16 protein-coding genes are annotated in these 17,904 nt (G+C 66.5%); 7 read left to right on the top strand and 9 right to left on the bottom strand.

Annotated elements, in window-relative coordinates:
- Positions 1-17 precede the first annotated feature (17 nt).
- Entirely contained in the window at positions 18-389 is a 372-nt protein-coding gene (locus ACLQ62_RS09960; RefSeq protein ID WP_411721475.1) for a YccF domain-containing protein, read from the bottom strand.
- Between the two features lie 158 nt (positions 390-547).
- On the opposite strand from ACLQ62_RS09960, the gene ACLQ62_RS09955 reads away from it, so the two are divergent.
- The 4 genes from ACLQ62_RS09955 (at position 548) to ACLQ62_RS09940 (ending at position 4,163) form a co-directional block, all read left to right on the top strand.
- Positions 548-2,071: a class I SAM-dependent methyltransferase gene (locus tag ACLQ62_RS09955; RefSeq protein ID WP_411721474.1), complete on the top strand. Its 1,524-nt coding sequence runs from the start codon at positions 548-550 to the stop codon at positions 2,069-2,071.
- 561 nt (positions 2,072-2,632) lie between these two features.
- Entirely contained in the window at positions 2,633-3,226 is a 594-nt protein-coding gene (locus tag ACLQ62_RS09950) for a helix-turn-helix domain-containing protein (protein ID WP_411721473.1), read from the top strand.
- A gap of 57 nt (positions 3,227-3,283) precedes the next feature.
- Positions 3,284-3,781 (top strand): bifunctional nuclease family protein, encoded by a 498-nt coding sequence (locus ACLQ62_RS09945; protein ID WP_411721472.1) that lies wholly within the window; start codon positions 3,284-3,286, stop codon positions 3,779-3,781.
- A gap of 55 nt (positions 3,782-3,836) precedes the next feature.
- Complete coding sequence (locus tag ACLQ62_RS09940; protein ID WP_411721490.1) at positions 3,837-4,163, top strand: Gfo/Idh/MocA family oxidoreductase; 327 nt, start codon at positions 3,837-3,839, stop codon at positions 4,161-4,163.
- A gap of 16 nt (positions 4,164-4,179) precedes the next feature.
- Here ACLQ62_RS09940 and ACLQ62_RS09935 read toward each other — a convergent pair whose 3' ends face one another.
- On the bottom strand, positions 4,180-5,214 hold the full coding sequence (locus tag ACLQ62_RS09935) for a LacI family DNA-binding transcriptional regulator (RefSeq protein ID WP_411721471.1): 1,035 nt from the start codon (positions 5,212-5,214) through the stop codon (positions 4,180-4,182).
- 266 nt (positions 5,215-5,480) lie between these two features.
- Here ACLQ62_RS09935 and ACLQ62_RS09930 point away from each other — a divergent pair, with 266 nt between their 5' ends.
- Both ACLQ62_RS09930 and ACLQ62_RS09925 read left to right on the top strand, forming a co-directional pair.
- The gene (locus ACLQ62_RS09930) at positions 5,481-6,458 is read left to right on the top strand and encodes a carbohydrate ABC transporter permease (RefSeq protein ID WP_411721470.1); all 978 of its coding nucleotides are present in this window, start codon (positions 5,481-5,483) and stop codon (positions 6,456-6,458) included.
- Positions 6,458-7,426 (top strand): carbohydrate ABC transporter permease, encoded by a 969-nt coding sequence (locus ACLQ62_RS09925; RefSeq protein ID WP_411721469.1) that lies wholly within the window; start codon positions 6,458-6,460, stop codon positions 7,424-7,426. Before ACLQ62_RS09930 ends, ACLQ62_RS09925 begins: the two co-directional genes overlap by 1 nt.
- Positions 7,427-7,583: 157 nt before the next feature.
- On the opposite strand, the gene ACLQ62_RS09920 is transcribed toward ACLQ62_RS09925, so the two are convergent.
- The 5 genes from ACLQ62_RS09920 to ACLQ62_RS09900 form a co-directional block, all read right to left on the bottom strand.
- Positions 7,584-8,948 (bottom strand): ABC transporter substrate-binding protein, encoded by a 1,365-nt coding sequence (locus ACLQ62_RS09920; RefSeq protein WP_411721468.1) that lies wholly within the window; start codon positions 8,946-8,948, stop codon positions 7,584-7,586.
- A gap of 607 nt (positions 8,949-9,555) precedes the next feature.
- Positions 9,556-10,440, bottom strand: a complete 885-nt coding sequence (locus tag ACLQ62_RS09915) for a hypothetical protein (RefSeq protein ID WP_411721467.1) — start codon at positions 10,438-10,440, stop codon at positions 9,556-9,558.
- Positions 10,421-11,941 (bottom strand): FGGY-family carbohydrate kinase, encoded by a 1,521-nt coding sequence (locus ACLQ62_RS09910; RefSeq protein WP_411721466.1) that lies wholly within the window; start codon positions 11,939-11,941, stop codon positions 10,421-10,423. Before ACLQ62_RS09910 ends, ACLQ62_RS09915 begins: the two co-directional genes overlap by 20 nt.
- A gap of 184 nt (positions 11,942-12,125) precedes the next feature.
- Positions 12,126-12,569: an SRPBCC family protein gene (locus tag ACLQ62_RS09905; protein WP_411721465.1), complete on the bottom strand. Its 444-nt coding sequence runs from the start codon at positions 12,567-12,569 to the stop codon at positions 12,126-12,128.
- Positions 12,570-12,576: 7 nt separating this feature from the next.
- On the bottom strand, positions 12,577-14,043 hold the full coding sequence (locus tag ACLQ62_RS09900; RefSeq protein ID WP_411721464.1) for a phytoene desaturase family protein: 1,467 nt from the start codon (positions 14,041-14,043) through the stop codon (positions 12,577-12,579).
- 196 nt (positions 14,044-14,239) lie between these two features.
- Here ACLQ62_RS09900 and ACLQ62_RS09895 point away from each other — a divergent pair, with 196 nt between their 5' ends.
- Positions 14,240-15,199 carry a phosphodiesterase gene (locus ACLQ62_RS09895; RefSeq protein ID WP_411721463.1) on the top strand — a complete coding sequence of 320 codons (960 nt, stop codon included), beginning with the start codon at positions 14,240-14,242 and terminating at the stop codon, positions 15,197-15,199.
- A 108-nt stretch (positions 15,200-15,307) separates the two neighbouring features.
- Here the strand turns inward: ACLQ62_RS09895 and ACLQ62_RS09890 are convergent, their stop codons facing one another.
- Positions 15,308-16,942 (bottom strand): stealth family protein, encoded by a 1,635-nt coding sequence (locus ACLQ62_RS09890; RefSeq protein WP_411721489.1) that lies wholly within the window; start codon positions 16,940-16,942, stop codon positions 15,308-15,310.
- Between the two features lie 297 nt (positions 16,943-17,239).
- Complete coding sequence (locus tag ACLQ62_RS09885) at positions 17,240-17,857, bottom strand: NADPH-dependent F420 reductase (RefSeq protein ID WP_411721462.1); 618 nt, start codon at positions 17,855-17,857, stop codon at positions 17,240-17,242.
- Positions 17,858-17,904 lie beyond the last annotated feature (47 nt).

Here is a 17,904-nt window from a genome sequence, read left to right as displayed (position 1 = left end):
CCAGCCCGCGGCATCCGTCAGTTGTCGACGATCTGCTTTCCAAGAGGGAGGAGTGCGAGGGGGACCATCTTGAAGTTCGCCCAGCCGAAGGGGATGCCGATGATCGTTACGCAGAGGAGCGCGCCGACGACGATGTGTTCGAGGGCGATCCACCAGCCGGCGAGGATGAGCCAGATCACGTTGCCGATCGCCGAGCCGACACCGGCGGTCGGCCGATCGACGACCTCTTTGCCGAACGGCCAGAGCGCGTACACACCGATCCGGGCGGCCGCGATGCCCCACGGGATGGTGACGATGAGGATGCACATGATGGCCGCGGCGAGCATGTAGCCGAGAAACAGCCAGAATCCTGACAGAACCACCCAGATGATGTTCAACAGAGTCTTCATGATGCGACCAGTCTCGCACTCGCGGCTGTGGGTCAGGCGGTTCGTGCGCACAATTCCGCCAATCGAGTCGGGAACGGCCAGTCCGGGGGCACATGCAGCACAACCGGCGCGGTTTGGCGGAGTCATGAGCACTGCCACACGGTGCCAGACTGGGGACCGTGATTTCAGAGCTCGTGCACCGCCTCCGATCCGACCTCGACTCCGCCCGGTTCACGGTGACGACGCTCACCGCCCTGTGGGGCGACGAAGCGGATGCCGCGCTGCACCGCAACGAGAGGGTCCCGGCTTTGCGTGCCCTCGCGCGACGCGAGGAGACGGGAGTCGACGCATCCGCGACGCTCGCCCGGCTGTTCGTGCTCGGCCTGCCGGTCGGACCGGACGAGCTGAACGCGGCCCTGCCGACTCTCGGCGTCGCCGGCGCGACCGAACTCGGACTCGTCGCTTCGGACGGCGCCGACGTTCGACCGCTCCTCGACCTGCGCCCGTACAGCTTCGTCGACGCAGCCGGTGCCGGCAGCTGGTGGATCGTGTCAGACCTCGGCGAGCTCGCCCTCGGCCGCCCGCTCGGCGAGGAGCACGTGCTCGGTGTCGGCGGCGCGTCCATGACGCTGAGCGGCCTGATGATGCAGACTCCGGTGGGCAGCGTCCTTGACCTCGGTACCGGATGCGGCATCCAGGCGATGCACGCGGCCCGGCATGCCGTCTCGGTCGTCGCCACGGACATCTCCGAGCGTGCCCTCGTGCTCGCGCGAATCAATGCGGAACTCAACGGTATCTCCAACATCGAATTCCGGCACGGCGACCTGTTCGAGCCGGTGCGCGGAGAACGCTTCGACCAGATCGTCTCCAATCCGCCGTTCGTCATCACGCCGCGGATGGAGGGTGTTCCCGCCTACGAGTACCGCGACGGCGGCATGGAGGGTGACGCGCTCGTCGAAGCAGTGATCCGCGGCGCCGCGGCACACCTGCACCCCGGTGGGGTCGCCCAACTGCTCGGCAACTGGGAGTACCGCGTCGGCCAGGACGCCTTCCGCCGCGTCGGCGGCTGGGTCGACGGCACAGGCCTCGACGCCTGGATCATCGAACGCGACGTTCAGGACCCAGCCCAATACGCCGAAACCTGGATCCGCGACGGCGGCACCCGCTCCGGCACCCCCGAGTTCGAACGCCTCTACACAGCGTGGCTCGACGACTTCGCCGCCCGCCGCGTCACCTCGGTCGGCTTCGGTTACATCACACTCCGGATGCCGCTGGCCGGCCCCCCGACACTGCGTCGCCTCGAGCGACTGCACGGTTCCCTCGGCTCCAACGAAACGGGCCTTGGCGTGCACCTCGCCGCCGCTCTCGCCGGCCATGACTGGCAGGCGGTCCGATCGAACGAGGAACTCGGCCTCGCCCAGCTCACCGTCGCCCCGGACGTCACCGAGGAACGCCACTATTGGCCGGGCGCCGAGCATCCGACCGCCATGGTGCTGCGCCAGGGCGGCGGCTTCGGCCGCACCGTCCGCATGGACACGGGACTCTCGGCCCTGGTCGGTGCGAGCGACGGCGACCTCTCGGTTGCGGCGGTGGTCGGCGCGATCGCCCAGTTGCTCGACGCCGACTACCTCGAACTGCTCGACGAACTGCTGCCGCGGGTGCGGGCGCTCGTCGAGGACGGATTCCTGCTGCCACCCCATTAAGAACAGTGGGAGCGCGCACGCTCAACCGGGCGGAACGGCGGCGTTACACACCCAGCAGTAGGAATTGGGCATTTCTGGGCACCGTTTCCTGTTGCGTGCGCTCCTAAGCCACGCTGCGCATCGCCGAACTCGGCGTTGCGCGTGCCCATGAGCTCGGAGTCGAACGCAGTTCCCGGATCGTCCTCCAGGCGAACGCCATCGACCCGCTGATCGCCCTCGGCGATTGGGAGCGCGCTGACCGCCTCATCGACCGGGCGCTCACGCTCCTGCCTCCCCCTGCCTTCGATGCCTACCTGCAGCGGGCGCGACTGTTCCTAATGATCTGGTGAGGAGACGTCGACGGGGCGACGAAGGCCTACCGCAGCATGCGTGCCGGGTTTCTCGCACTGGCCGACGTCGAATTGCAGGTGAAACTCGGCCATGCACGCACAGCAGCCGAACTGGCCCTGGCCAGGCACGACCCGAAGCAGGCCTGGACCGACGTCTCCGTTCTGTTCGAACCGGATCGCCGCCCGTACCCCGGATACGACCTGCCGCTCCTCGCCACGGCAGCCCGCGCCCTTGCCGGGCTCCGCGCCGCTCGCCGAAGCCGACGATGTCGCCGCCGAAGCACACATCCGGGCCCTGACCGCGGGACTGGCTTTCTGGCCGACCAGCCGGCTGTGGGAATCCGTGATCGATGCCGAACTCTCCGGCCCGGCCGCGGCCGGCAACGATCCCGACGCCTGGCAGCGCGCCGTCGCCCAGGCTGCCGACAGCGCCGCGCCCGCGCATCTCCGCCCGTATCTGCTGCTCCGCCTCGGCCGCGCCCAGGCAGAATCAGGCAACCGCTCGGCTGCAGCAACTTCCCTCGTGGACTCGATCGCTGAAGCCGACCTCCTCGGTGCCGGCTTCGTCCGGGCCGAGGCGGAGGTGGTGGCGTCGCGCGCAGGCATCCCCCTCGACGACAGCGCCGCGCGAACGGATGCCACGGAGCTCACGGCCCGCGAACGGCAGGTCCTCGAGCTCATCGCCCAGGGGCTCAGCAACCGGCAGATCGGAGAGCAGCTGTTCATCAGTTCGAAGACGGCGAGTGTGCATGTCTCCGCCATCCTCCGCAAGCTCGGGGCGTCCACCCGGACGGAGGCTGCTTTCCTTGCCAGGCAGCTCGTTTAGAACGCCCGGCTGACCTACCATGAAGGTTCAGGCCCGTTGCCCCCAGGGGAGGTTGCCATGGTTCAGGTTCGTATCGTCGGCGTCGCGCTGGACTCCCGCGGCCAGCCTCTCATCCTCCTGAAACCGCTGACCGAGGCCGACGGCGAACGGATGCTTCCCATTTGGATCGGCGCGCAGGAGGCGACATCCATCCTCATCGCCGTGGAGGGTGCTGAGGCGCCCCGCCCGCTCTCTCACGACCTCATGAAGACTCTGCTGGAGGCGGTCGGTGCCACCGTCGAACGCGTGGATGTCACGAAGATCGAGGACGGCACGTTCTATGCGGAGATCACGCTCCGCACAAGAGAGGGGGCACTGGCCATCGATTCCCGCCCCTCGGATGCGATAGCCATCGCTGCCCGGGTGGACGCGCCCATCTGGGTGAACGACGAGGTTCTCGAAGAGGCAGGCATCGTCGACGAGGGCGACAGGACCGACCCGGAGGAGCAGGAGGAGCGGCTCGACGAGTTCCGGAAGTTCCTGGACGAGGTCGACCCGGAAGACTTCCAGGGCTGAGCGCACGCGACCGTTTCCGAAACGAGATACGCCGAGAAGTGGCGCTCGTCGAGGCATCCGGAAGCCGGCCAACACCGAGCGCTTCTCCGTGGTCGGTGAACGCGGTTCGCTGACGAGCGACGGCGTGAGCCTCAGCTACACCCTCCGCGGTTCGGACCCGGTGGTGGTCGACTTCTCACCGGTGCACGAGTTCGAGGCGGAGATTGCGCACTTCGCCGACAGCATCCGCTTGGGGACGCGCCCGATCCACAACCACGAAGACGGCATCGACGTACTCGGGATCATCCTCGCCGCTTACGAATCCGCTCGCACACGGTCAGTCGCCTGCGTGCTGACCGCCGGGAAGCTTCGCTCCGGCGCGCATCTGGCGACGCAGTGCTGAATCGGAAGGAATCCGATCAGAACTGTCGCGGACCGGCGGTTGAGCCGCGCGGACGGATCTGAGAATCGAGCACGACGGTCACGGCGTCGGCGCTCGGTTGTTCGATGCGTTCGAGCAGGCGATCCATCGCGGTACCGCCGAGCGCGACGGCGTCCTGCGACACAGCGGTGATACCCGGGGTGACCATGCTCATCCACTGCGCATCGTCGAACGACACGAGGCTGAAGTCTTCGGGGATGCGGAGTCCCAGGTCGCTTGCCGCACGCCACACACCCTCGGCGAGCACGTTGTTCGCCGCGAAGACCGCCGTCGGGTGATCGCGCCGGGCGAGCATGTTCACCGAAGCCTTTCGCGCGTCGTCGACCCCCCAGCCGGCCGACACGACCAGTGCCGGGTCGGCGGGGATCCCGGATTCCTGGAGCGAACGCTGGTAGCCGGCGAACCGTTCAGCTCCGGTCGTCCAGCTCGTTTCGTCGATGAGGAGTGCAATACGGGTGTGGCCCAGGTCGAGCAGGTGGTCGGTCATCCGTTTCGCGATGTCAGCGTTGTCGATGATGACTCCGTCGCATCGGCCGGCGGAGAATTGACGATTGACCTCCACGACCGGGATGTTCTGCTTGAGGAGATAGGTGGAGACGACGGCAGACAGCGGCGTTACGATCACTCCCGCCGCCCGGGTCGCGACGAACGCTTCGGCGGCGCCGAGTTCCACGTCCGCGAGGCCCTCATCGTCGACGAGCATCATCGTGTAACCCTGGCTTCGGGCCCGGCTCGCAATTCCTGCCGCGAGGTCGGCGTAGAACGTGTTGCGAAGGTCGGAGACCAGCACGCCGATCGAACGATTGACCTGCTTGCGGAGGCTGCGTGCCATCGCGTGTGGAACATAGCCAAGGTCGTCGGCGGCCGCGAGGACCCGCCGGCGGACAGCCTCGGCGACGTAACCTTCACCGCTCATCGCCCGCGACGTCGTCGACTGCGACACCCCGGCCATGCGAGCGACGTCCTTCAACGTCGCGCGGTGAGCCGGCGTTGCTGCCCCGGATCCAGCCATGAACGTTCCTCTCGGTATCGGTCGGCGCGGCGGGAACAGAACCGGCCGACGAGCCACAGGATAGCCCGCTGGCGAACCGCATAATAGCCGGTTCGCGACTCTTGCCAAGGTCTTGTGGCTCCACCGCGCCAGTTTTATAGTCCGTCTGTGGCAACGATGCCACATCTCGGCCGCTCAGCTTCTCCTGGGAAGCGAACCTTGGACAAGGGGAATGCGATGAAACACAGCGATGTCCGTGATTTGGGCTTCAACCCCGGGGGAACTCGATGACTACCGAAGTTCGCCGTGACAGCCCAGCCCCGGCGCCGATGTCGAAGCGTGCGAAAAGGAACGCGGCGTTCAAGTCGAAGTACAACCGGCGCGAGTCCATCGCCGGGTACCTGTTCATCGCCCCATGGATCACCGGCTTTCTTGTCTTCACCCTCGGAGCGATGGTCTACAGCCTCATCATCTCGTTCAGCGATTACAACCTCGCCAGAAACACGGCCACACCGGTCGGCTTCGCCAACTATGCGCAACTCTTCGAGGACCCCAAGGTCGGTCTCTCACTGATGAACACCCTCGTTTACGCGCTGATGGCCGTCCCTCTCGAGCTCGCTTTCGCGTTGTTCCTGGCCATGCTGCTCGCTCGGGTCGGCAAGGGAGCCAGCTTCTTCCGCACCGTCTACTACCTGCCGAAAATGACGCCGACCGTCGCGACGGCATCCGTTTTTCTCTTGCTGTTGAACGGAAACTCCGGTGCCATCAACCGGGGTCTCGCAGTGATCGGGATCGAGGGACCGCAGTGGCTGGTCGACCCGGCCTGGGTGAAGCCGTCGATCGTCATCATGACCCTGTGGACGGTCAGCGGCACGATGGTCATCTTCCTGGCGGCGCTCAAGAACGTGCCACGGGATCTGTATGAGGTGGCCGCGCTCGACGGGGCGGGACCCGTCCGGCAGTTCTTCACCATCACGATCCCGATGATCTCGAGTGCGATTTTCTTCAATCTGATCGTGCTCACGATCGCCGCGTTCCAGACATTCGACCAGGCGTATCTGTTGTTCTGGCGAGATCAATCGAACTCGTCACCTGAGTCGTCTTTGTTCTACGCGGTGTATCTGTTCCAGCAGGCGTTCCGGCAATTCGACTTCGGTTTCGCCGCCGCGATGGCGTGGTTGCTCTTCATGATCATCATGCTCATCACCTTCATCCAGATGAAGTTCGGGAACCGATTCGTGTACTACGAAGGGGATGATCACTGATGAGCCTCACCGAGTCTTCGCCGGAAGCTGTCCGCCTGCGGGGCCAGGTCATCGGCGAACAAGCCGTGACCGGACCGCCGCCGCGCGCGGACCTTCCGCAGCGCAAACCGGACCGCTGGTACAAGCCCAAGAGCGTGATCGGGAAGGTTTTCCTGTGGATCGCGCTCATCTTCTTTGCTCTGCTCTTCATGTACCCGTTCATGTGGCTGCTGGCAGCGAGCCTCAAGCCGCGCGGGCAGGTCTTCGACAATGCGCTCTGGCCACGAACGTTCCTGCCCGAGAACTACATCGAAGTGTGGGATCAGCTGCCGCTGACCAACTGGATGTTCAACAGCGTCGCCATCGCGCTGCTCGCGGCAACGGCGGTGGCCGTGGCGAGTTCCGTGGTCGCGTTCGGCTTCGCCTACTTCAAGTTCCCGGGCCGGAACCTGCTGTTCGGGCTTGTCCTCGCGACGATGATGCTGCCCGGGGCGGTGACGATGATCCCGCAGTACCTGATCTGGAAGGAGATCGGCCTCATCGGCACGTGGGTACCGCTGTGGGGAGCGAACCTGTTCGGTTCGGCGTTCTACATCTTTCTGCAGCGTCAGTTCTTCCTCGGATTGCCTCGGGAACTGTTCGAGGCTGCGCGCATCGACGGGGCGAGCTATTGGGGACTGTTCCGGCGGATCGCGATGCCGCTCTCGATCCCCTCGTTCATCATCGTGTTCGTGTTCGAGTTCCAGGCGAGCTGGAACAACCTGCAGGCGGCGCTGATCTACCTCAACGCCGGCACCGTCGAAGAGTTCACGGCTCCGCTCGGTATCGCGTACGCGATGACGAAGTACAGCCCGACGGCCGGTGGGCACGGCGACTACCAGTACGTCATGGTCGCGTCGCTGATCATCACCATTCCGATGCTGCTGATCTTCGCGTTCGGTCAGCGGTACTTCATCGAGGGTGTGGCCACCCAGGGTCGCAAGGGATAGCCTCCGCTGGAGGGCCCGGGCTGCAAGCCGGGGCCCTTCTGCGTGTGCGGATGCCACGGGTCGCGTTGTCACCCGTTGCGGACGGGCTCATGCGGTACGCCGGGTGTTCCGGTCCGGAGTGGGTGAAGCGGCGGGCGCAGAGGAGCGTTGCTGTCGACTACTCCTGCACCGCCTTGTCATAGGCCCGCATCGCAGCTTCCTGAGCGTCGGCGAGAGCTTCCTCCGACGTCTTGTCACCGAGGAGCGCTGAGGTCACGGCGTTCTTCAGTTCCGTTTGGATCTCCTGGCCGGCGGGTGATGCACCGTACGACTCGCCTTCACCGACGATCTCGTAGAAGGTCGCGATCGACTGGTCGAAGCCGTCGTTGCCGCTCTCCTTCACGAACTCGTCCCGGATGGCCTCGTCGGCGGCCGGTGACCCCGTGAAGAGGCCGGTGTTGATAGCGCCGGGCTCGTCCGCGATGGTCTTCGCCCGAGCCTCGCCCGCTGCCATCCAGGCATCCTCCGACGTGAGGTTCAGCGCCCACGCGCATGCAGCATCCGCGTTCTTCGCGCCGGCCGGGATAACGAAGGACGTTCCGCTGGCGACCGTGAAGGGTTCACCCTCGGCGTTCTTGAACGGCACCGTCTCGATGTCCACCTGGTCGACGTACGGCGTCAGCACATTGACGTACCATTGCTGCCTGATCTGAGCGCCCAACTGGTCGGCCACGTACGGGTTGTTGTCCCCAAACACGTCGAATGAGTCGGTGAGGCTCTTGTATTTCGCGTATCCGCCCTGCGCGTTGAAGAGCTGCTTGATGAGGTCGATGGCTTTAGCGTTGTTCGGGTCGTCGAGGGCAGGAACACCCTCGTCGTCCATCAGCCTGCCGCCCTGGCCGAGCATCCACAGGCCAGCCTGGTCGACGCCCTGCGATTCGAAGCCGAGGACACTCGGGTTGCCGCCCGATTCCTTGTACATCTTCGCGATGGCGTCGAGGAGCACGTCAGGCTTTGACGTGTCGATCTGGTCGGCTGTGACGCCGGCGGCGTCCATGACGCGCTTGTTGAGCATGATCGCCGGTGGCTGATAGAACTGCGGAACGGCCCACACCTTGTCATCCCAGGTGACATCGTCCATGACCGAGGGGTAGTACTGCTCGTCCGGGTCCACGCCATGTGCCGCGAAGCACTCATCGAGCGGGATGATGAGCCCCTGCGCCGCATACGTGCCAACGAACTGGCGGTCCATCTGCACGACATCCGGTACGTTGCCGCTGGCGACGCGAGTGGTGAACTTCTGCGCGTCGAATGCGGTCTGGTCGATCTTGATGTCGATGTCGCTGAGTTCTGCCTCAGCGTGGTCGAGCCGGGACGTGCCCACCTCGTCCGCGTTGTCGAACCCCCAGGCGGAGAGAGCGCCGGAAGGACTGTCACTGAACGATGTGTCCTCAGTCGTTCCAGCGCCGCCACCGCAGGCGGTCAGCGCGAGGACGGATGCCGTCGCTGTGAAGGCGAGAAGCACGTTCTGCCTCGTTTTCATGTGTTTTCCCTTCGATCAGAGATCAAGCTCGGCGTCATCGCCGGTCGATGTGAACGCGGTTTCCCGGAGAAGCTGGAATCCTTTCCACACGGTGCAAGCTAATGCAGCACCCTCCCTCAGACAAGGGGTTGCGGACGCTTCTGCGCCCGCCGTGGCCATACCGTTACCGCCCGGGATGGGCCGAGTGTGAGTACCCGGCCGCTCGGTCTGGGATCGTTCCCATGTCGGCGGGCGCACCGGGCACCCCAGCCGCAGAAGATCGGTTCGTTCCACCAGGCGGCGGCTGCCGGACCGTGCTCTCCGGCTGCGCCGGAAGCGACCAGGTCTCTGCGGTAATCTTCGAGCACCGACCAACCGGCCGGGGTCAGCGTCACCCACCACCCCGAGGAGGGCGGACGAGCGAGCCGGCCGCACCAGCTGGACGGGTTCCGTCGGAGCAGGGACGAGGACCCCGGCGAATCCGATCGACGACCGGAAGGTCCCGGTCGCACCGTTCGGCATCATCCCGACCCGAATGCGGTCAACTCGGTGATCCGTCCGGCCCTCAGGATCGCTGTCGAGAAAGCCTCGGCGAGGGCGGGGACGGTGTGCAGCAGTCCGACACGGGTCATGATTCGCTCCAGGGGTGTGCGTAACGGTCGACGATGGAGATGAGCTGTTCGAGTCGAGGGACGGCCTTGGCGCGAAGGGCTGCAGCCACGTCGTGGGCGCCGACGACATCGCTCCACAGGGCGCGTCCGGCGAGGAAGCCGCTCGCGCCGCCGTGGCAGGCGGCTTCGACGGCGGCTCGGAAGTTCCGCTGCTCCACGCCCTGCGACAGCACCACCCACGGCCCGGTGATGGAGCGGCCAAGACGGATGCTTGCCTCGCGCTGCTCGGCTGGGGTGCCGAAGCCCGCGAGGGGAACCTGCACCTTGTAGAGCGACTGGCCGACCACCGACAGCTCTTCAGCGCATTCGAGGATCGCTTCCTCACGGTCCCAGATCCCGGCATCCGCTTCGTCTCGCGTGGCCCGGACGACGGGTTCGAGCACCGACAGCAGCCCGCGCTCGGCGGCCGCGGTGGCGAAGTCATGCGCGAGCTGAACGCGCTCGTCGCGACGGACGTCTCGCCGCCAGATGATCAGCAGTTTCAACGCGACGACCCCGCCGAGGTCGAAGTCGGGCTCGAGGACCACGGGGTCGAGCCCGGTTTCCTCGACCGGTGCTCCGTGATCCTGGGTGAGCGCGTCGGCGGCGAGGATGAGCCCGGCCGTCGGCGCGAGTCGCGCGCGGATCTCGTCGAAACCGTACTCACGATCGAGCAGGAATCCGGATGCCAGCGGGCCGAGGACATCCGCGACGTTCCGTTTGAAATCGATGAGGATCCGGTCCGGCGGTCGACCGGCGCCGGCGGCGTCGAACATCGTGCGCAGGCTTTCGCGCTGGTCCATCGCGACCATCGCCAGGGCCCCGGACGGGCGGGCGATGCTGTCAAGCGTGGGCGGGGTCATCGCTGTCGGCTCTTGATGGGGACGGGCTGGTGGACGTCGCTGCCTCGATGAAGGCTGTGAGAAGCTCGTCCGCTCGCGGGTGAGGATGTGACGCAAACGGCAGAGAGGGAAGGGCAGCGTCCGGGAGTGCTGCGCCGATCCGGACGGCGGCGAGCAGGGCGGCACCGGAGGCGACCGGTTCGCGGGCCTCCACCACGGCGAGCGGGGGTTGCAGAAGCCGCGACTTCAATCGGTTCCAGGCGGCGTTGTGAGCCGCGGCGCCGCCGACGATCCGCAAGCCCGTCGGTGCGAAGCCGAGGATCCGGTTCTGGGTTTCGTCCATCCAGCGCAGGTGCAGGGTCAGGCCGAGGAGGACCGCACGAAGGTGCTCGGCCGTCGTCTCGGTTCGTCCGACGAGGAGTTCGCGAGGGGCCGGGTCGGGCTGCGGGGACTGGCGCCCGCGCGGGTACGGCAGCACGAAGGCGTCGCCGGGGCCTTCGAGTTCGAGAGCGCGGAACAGCACATCGGCATCCTTTTCGGGATGGGCGGCGATCCAGCGGGCGATCACCGTCCCGCCACTCGCTCCGGCGAGAAGGCATTCGAGATCGCCGGCGACTGTGCGGGTGACGCTCATTCCGTCGGCGAGGGCGGCGGAGCGGTCGATCGGACTTCCCACCACGCGGAGGAGTGCCTCGGTTGTGCCGAGTGAGTCGGCCGCCTGCCCGTGCTTCCGCACGCCGGCCGCCCACGCGGCAACCGCATGATCGTGGCCGGCGAGAAAAACCGGGGTGTCCGGTGCGAGCCCCGCGGCCTCCGCGGCGCCGGGGACGAGGGTCCCGACCGGCTCGCCGGGGGCCAGAATTCGCGGCATCCGCTCGGCCGACATCCCGGCGACGCCGAGCAGGTCGTCATCGAAGCCTTCGCCGACGGGGGTGCCGGCTGCGGGGAGCCGGTATCCCATGGTCCGGCCGGCCAGGGTGTGATCCGTTGCCAGTTCGCGAGTGAGCACGAGCCCGATGAAATCCGCCATGCCCGCCCACCGGGCCAGCTTGCGCCACCGGTCGGGTTCTGAGAACTGCAGCCGGTGCCAGGTCGCGAGCGGAACCTTCGGCGTCGCGGGCACACCGGTCGCGAGGCAGAGCTCCTCTCGCTCGGCCGATCCGAGCTCGTCGAACAGGCCGGGCGACGAGTCGGCGGACGTCCAGCGGACGATCGGGCCGACCGGTCGCCCGTCCCGGTCCAGCACGATCCCGCCTTCGGCCATCGAGGCGATGCCGACGGCGACCGGGTGTCCGTGCTGCGACGACGTCAGCCCGCGGATGGCGGCGAGCACGGCGCCACCGAGTTCGCCAGGCAGATCCGGGGTGCGAAAGGAGCGGATGCCGCGTTCACGGGGAACGCCCGAGCGATCCGCGATCTCGAGCAGCACCACTTTCGTGTTCGTGCTGCCGATGTCGACACCGATCGCGGTGACCGGGTTCCCGTTCCGGCCGCCGAGGGCTGGAGGAGCCGCGGTGCTCATGCGTCAATTCTGTCCGTTGCTGAACGAACGCGCCACTGGTCCGGGCCGCCGGGGCGACCGGGGAGAGCTGAGGCGCACACTCAACCGGATGCGCCACCCGAAAAGGCGCAGTTGCTCCTGTCGGGCGTCTATCGAGCCCAGTCCGCCCTGTTGAGTGTCGAGCAACCCCGCGCGCTGAGCGGCGTCAGTTCGCGGTCGCCCCACCTTCGGCGAGGAAGGCGAGCCGCTGAAGCGTCTCGGTGTTGCGGGCGTGGAGCATGAGCTGGCGAAGCGGCGCGGGGATGTAGCGCCCCGGACCGCGTACGGCATCCTCACCGATGCGGACGACGCATCCGTCCTTGCGCTCTTTCACATCGATGGTCACATAGGCCTCGCCGATGGGCCAGCCCCGCGCCTTGATCTTCATGTGGAAGGGAGGATCCCATTCGAGGACCGAAGTCGAGTCGTTGATGAGGAACGGCCAGACGCCGAACGAGTGGAAGATCTTCGAGCCCTCAGCCGGCCAGGCGTCATCGACGTCTCGCATGCGTGAAGCGCCGACGACCCAGCTGGGGTACAGCCAGCCGTTCGCGAGGACCGCGAACACGTCGTCGGGCGTGGCCTCGATGAAACGGTAGTTGACGGACATGGCTCTCCTACGGTTCGGGAACGGTGTCGGGCGCGAGCGAGGGCGGTGCGGTCATGCCGAAGACGTCGTGCAACGCGAGGAGGGCGGCGTTCCAGCCGGGCAGACCGTGCACGCCAGGGCCGGGCGGCGTCGACGATGAGCAGAGGTAGACGCCCTCGAGCGGAGTCCGCCACGGCTGCGCAGCCAGAACCGGGCGGGCGAGGAGCTGCATCAGATCGACGTCACCGGCGGAGATGTCACCTCCGATGTAGTTCGGGTTGTACTGCTCGTAGTCGACGGCGGTCTTCGACGCTGAAGCGAGGATGAGGTCGCGGAATCCGGGCGCGAACCGCTCGATCTGGCGGGTGATCGCTTCGGTACGGTCGATTCTCGACCCGCGAGGCACGTGCGTATACGCCCAGAGGGTGTGTTTGCCCTCCGGTGCACGAGTCGGGTCGAAACTCGACGGTTGCGAGACCAGCACGTACGGATTCTCCGGATGCCTGCCGCGTGCGACGTCCCGTTCGGCACGAGCGATCTCGGCACGGGTTCCGCCGAGGTGCAGGGTACCGGTATGCGCCAGCTCGGGATTCGTCCACGGCACCGGCCCGGACAGCGCGAAGTCGACCTTCGCGACGGCATTGCCGTAGCTGAACCGAGCGAGTCTGCGCCGGTAACCGGCCGGCAGGCGGTTCCCGGCGATGCGTTCGAGGCCGCGGGCACTCGTGTCGAACAGCACGGCCCGGCTCGGCGGCAGCTCGCGGAGACTCGTGACCTCGGAACCGGTGACGATTTCGCCGCCGTGCGCGACGACATCCGCCGCCATCACATCGACGATCCCCTGGCTCCCGCCCACCGGAATGGGCCAGCCGTAGGCGTGGGCGTAGCTGGCGAGAACGAGCCCGGCGGCCGTCGGTGCGAAACCGGGCAGTGGGCGGATGGTGTGTGCGAGCACACCGGTGAGTAGCGCAGGGGCGAGATCCTCGCGCCAGCGCGCGTTCCACAGCGGGCTGCCCTGCTCGAGGGCCCGCAAGCCGAACCGGGCGAGGGTGAACGGATGCTTCGGCACGCGGAACATGGACGACGCGGTGAACTGCGCCACGGCATCCGCGTGCTCAGACAGTGGGGCGAAGAGTTGGTGCCAGGCGCGGCCGTCGGTGCCGAGGCCCTCGACGGTGCGCTCGAGCGAGCGCCAGGCCAGGCCGGCGCGGCCGCCGTCGAGCGGGTGACCGTAGGCGAGCTCAGGAGTGACGAAGTCGAGGCGGTCGACGAGTCCGAACTGCTGGAAGAACGAGGAGGCATAGGCCATCGGGTGCACGGCGGAACAGATGTCGTGACGGAAGCCGGGGAGCGTCACTTCCGACGTCCTCGACCCTCCCCCGATCGTGTTCTCCCGCTCGTAGACGCGGACCGAAACTCCCGCGCGAGCGAGGGTGACGGCGGCGGCGAGGCCGTTCGGGCCTGACCCGATCACGATTGCGTCTGGCGAAGTCATCGGTCGTCAGTATGTCACCGGCGCCGTGCGCCGGGCGACCCCTTGACGGCCGTCGGCTGGCCCGAACCGGGGCACGGGTAACCGACCAGACGCGTGCCGTTCATGGATCGTTTGGAATTGTCTGCTCCAATGGGCTGTTAACGGAACTAAGGTGTTTTACGAAAGAGCACCACCGCCAAACCCGATTGGACGGATTGTGACCACGCGAACGGCTGAGTACCCCAGGCCGGATCACTTCATACTTCACATCAGCGACACGCACCTGCTGGCCGGAGGCCACAAGCTCTACGACCAGGTAGACAGCGAGACGCACCTCAGGCAGGTTTTCACCGAGCTTGAGGCTTCAGGGGGTCGCCCCGAAGCCATCGTCTTCACCGGAGACCTCGCCGATCGCGGCGAACCCGAGGCCTACGAACGCCTCCGCCGCATCGTCGACCCGGCCGCCAGGCGCCTCGGTGCTCGGGTGATCTGGGTGATGGGCAACCACGACGACCGCGAGGCCTTCCGGGCCGGGCTCTTCAACGAAGTGCCGACCCAACGCCCGGTCGACCGGGTGTACGAGGTCAACGGTCTTCGGATCATCACCCTCGACACCACCGTTCCCGGCCACCACTACGGCGAAGTCACCGGCGACCAGCTCGACTGGCTCGCCGAGGAACTCTCCGTTCCGGCACCGGATGGCACAATCCTCGCCATGCACCACCCGCCTGTGCCCAGCGTGCTCGACCTCGCCGCGAGCGTGGAGCTTCGGGACCAGAAGGACCTTGCCGAGGTGCTCGAGGGCACCGATGTGCGCAGCATCCTCGCCGGTCACCTGCACTATTCATCGACGGCGACGTTCGCCGGAATCCCGGTGTCCGTGGCATCCGCCACCTGCTACACCCAGGATCTGACGGTTCCGGTGGGTGGTACCCGCGGCCGCGACGGTGCCCGTGCCTTCAATCTCGTGCACGTCTACCCGAACACGGTGCTGCACTCGGTGGTGCCGCTGGGCAGCTTCCCGACGCTCGACTACATCGACGCGGACGAGAGCGCTCGTCGGCTCAGCGCCCTCGGAGTGCGGTTCGATGAGTCGAGCGGATTCGTGCAGCTCGACATCGACCCGCTGGTTCCGTCGCAGTCGCCGCCGACGGAGTCGATCCCTGTTCTGACCTGAGTCGCCACCCGCGGCGGATGTCTACTCACTCACTTTGGACGGATGCACCCGGCGTACCGGGTGCATCCGTCCGCTTCGCGTGAAAACGCCGCAGCGGGCCGAAGCGTCCTAGCCGGCATCCGTCGCTGAGGCGGCATCCGCCGAGTGCATCGCGACCTCGGTCTCCCACGGCGCGGGGAACGGGAAGTAGTGCTCGAGGAAGGTCGTGACCGCCTCGGTGCGCTGCTCAACCGAGATTTCGGGCTTCGAGCCGTCGTTGAGGCAGAACATGTCCTGGTCGCGGCGCTTGAGCAGCCGTTCCATCGACGGCAAAGCCGACTTGAGGGTCGTTTCGATGTACTTCACCCGCGCGTTCGTCTGCACGACGGCTCGCCCGGTCATCAGCGCGTAGTAGTGGTACAGCGAGTTCGTCACCGAGATGTCGGTCGCCGAGCGGAACCTGCTGGCCGCTGTGCGCGCGAAGTCCTCCGGGAACTCGCGCTCCATTTCGTGAAGGACGCTCTTGCGGATGGGCGCAGCCGAATGCTCGAGGTGCCTCGTGGTGACCTTGCCGAAACGCTCGCGAAGCAGGCGGCGGTTTACGCGGGCGGCGTTCTCGTATCCGCTTCGAGAGGGGTCGCTTTCGCCGAGGCCGATCCGGGTGGATGCTTCAACGAACTTGGTGATTCCGCCTGGCGAGAAGAACACCTCGGGTTTGATCGGCCGGCCGAAGAACATGTCATCGTTCGAGTAGAGGAAGTGCTCGGCGAGCCCGTCGATGTGGTGCAACTGCGCTTCGACGGCGTGTGAGTTGTGGATCGGCAGAACGCTCGTGTCGGCGAAATGGTCCTCGCTGCGAACGAGGGTGACCGACGGATGCTCTGCGAGCCATTCCGGCCGCGGCGAATCGGTCACGATGAAGATGCGGCGCACCCACGGGGCGAACATGTACACGCTGCGAAGCGCGTACTTCAGTTCGTTGATCTGGCGGAACCGGGCCTCGGAATCGTCGCCGTCGCCGACGACGTAGCTCTGCATGCGCTTGGCGCGGGCGCGCTGGAACTCGGCGCTGGAACCATCGACCCAGGAAAAGACCATGTCGATGTCGAAGCTGACGTCGCTGGCCAGCTCGGCGAACATGTTCTGAAGCGTCGGCCAGGTCTGACCGAACATCTCCACCGTGTCCTCGAGAGCCTCGGAGCGGGGCAGATTGCGGCGCATGAGCGCGTTCTCCACCGGGGCGACGATTTCGTCTTCATCGAACCGCCACAGTTCGAGTTGAACGGCGGTGTCCGGTCCGTACCGCAGCCGGCCGATCGGCTCGATGCGTGGGCGGTAGAGGCGGAAGACGGATGCCTTGCGGAACGTCGTGAGCGCACCGTCCGCGAGAAGCGCCGACGGGGCATCCGCTTTCTTGGAGCGTTTGCCGGAGCGGATCGCGGCGGGGTCGAGTTGCTTGGCGTAGAACGGTTCGTTGTCGTACGCGACGCCGAAGGCGGCGGTCAGTTGCTTGCGGCACTTGCGGTCAACGGCGAGGACGAGGTTGTCGGCGCTGCCTCGGACGAGCAGGTAGGGGATCTCGTGCCGTTCGAGCACTCCGCGCAGCGAGAGCAGGTCGGTGATCATCGACTCACGCGGAGTGAGGTGACCGTTGATCAGGGTGTATTCGCCCTTACGGAGCACGACGTCGTCGCGCGAGAAGCGGTTCGCGCGGATGCCGCTCGAAAGGAGGACGAGTTCGGGGGCGTCACTGATGATCGGCATTGATGCAGTGATCGGGTCGTCGCGGCGGAACGCGTCTGCTGACGCCTCGATTTTCGTTGCGTGATGTTTGTTAACTGAGGTCAAATCGCCACCCTTCCCGAATGGTCGCCCCTGGGCGAAGAATGCGCTGTCCTGGAGCGCTTGCGGCACGACGGAGATCACCGCTGCTTGCCCATTCTACGGGCGACCGCGCTCAGGGAGGGCGGGTTGCGCTTTCTGTGCGATGCCCCCGCGAAACCGAGGATGGCCTCGGTCCGCCGAAGCGGACCGAGGCCATCGATTGTTCGGCTCGTTGGGTTACTTGACGAGCGCGAAACCGGCGGTCCAGGAGATCTTCTCTCCGGCGGCGAGGGTCAGCTGCAGGAAGCCGAGGGCCTCGAGCTCGCGTGCGCGCTTGAGTGAACCGGCGTCGACGGCGTGCAGTCCGCCGCCTTCGATGATCGACGCGAAGGTGGCCTTGGCGTCGGCGTCCTCACCGGCGATGAGCACGGTGGTCTTGGCGTCGTCGCCGACCGAGCCGGTCGCGAGGGTGGCGGCGAAGTTCGTGTTGAGCGCCTTGAGGACGTGGGCGCCGGGCACGGTGGCAGCGAACTCGGCGGCAGCCGAGCTGTCAGCCGGGACGACGAGGTCGTCGAAGGTCGAGAAGTCGAGCGGGTTGGTCAGGTCGACGAGGACCTTGCCATCGAGCTGTCCGGCGTAGGTGTCGAGAACCTCGGCAACAGCCGGGTAAGGGAGGGCGAGGATGACGACGTCACCCGAGATTGCGTCGCCGACGATTCCGGCGGTCACTTGCGGGTTGACCTCAGCTTTGTCGGCCTCGCGGGCGAGAACCTGAACGCTGTTGCCGCCGGCGAGGGCGATCCCTGCGATGGCCGAGCCCATGTTGCCTGCTCCGATGATGGTGACGTTCGTCATGATGATCTCCTCAGTGGTCCGGGCGCCAGCCCGATTAGTTGTTGATA

The organism is Mycetocola sp., from assembly GCF_046716805.1.
GTDB lineage: Bacteria > Actinomycetota > Actinomycetes > Actinomycetales > Microbacteriaceae > Mycetocola_A.
The sequence above is the reverse complement of the archived record's forward strand: the minus strand, read 5'-3'. Positions and strand labels throughout refer to the sequence as shown.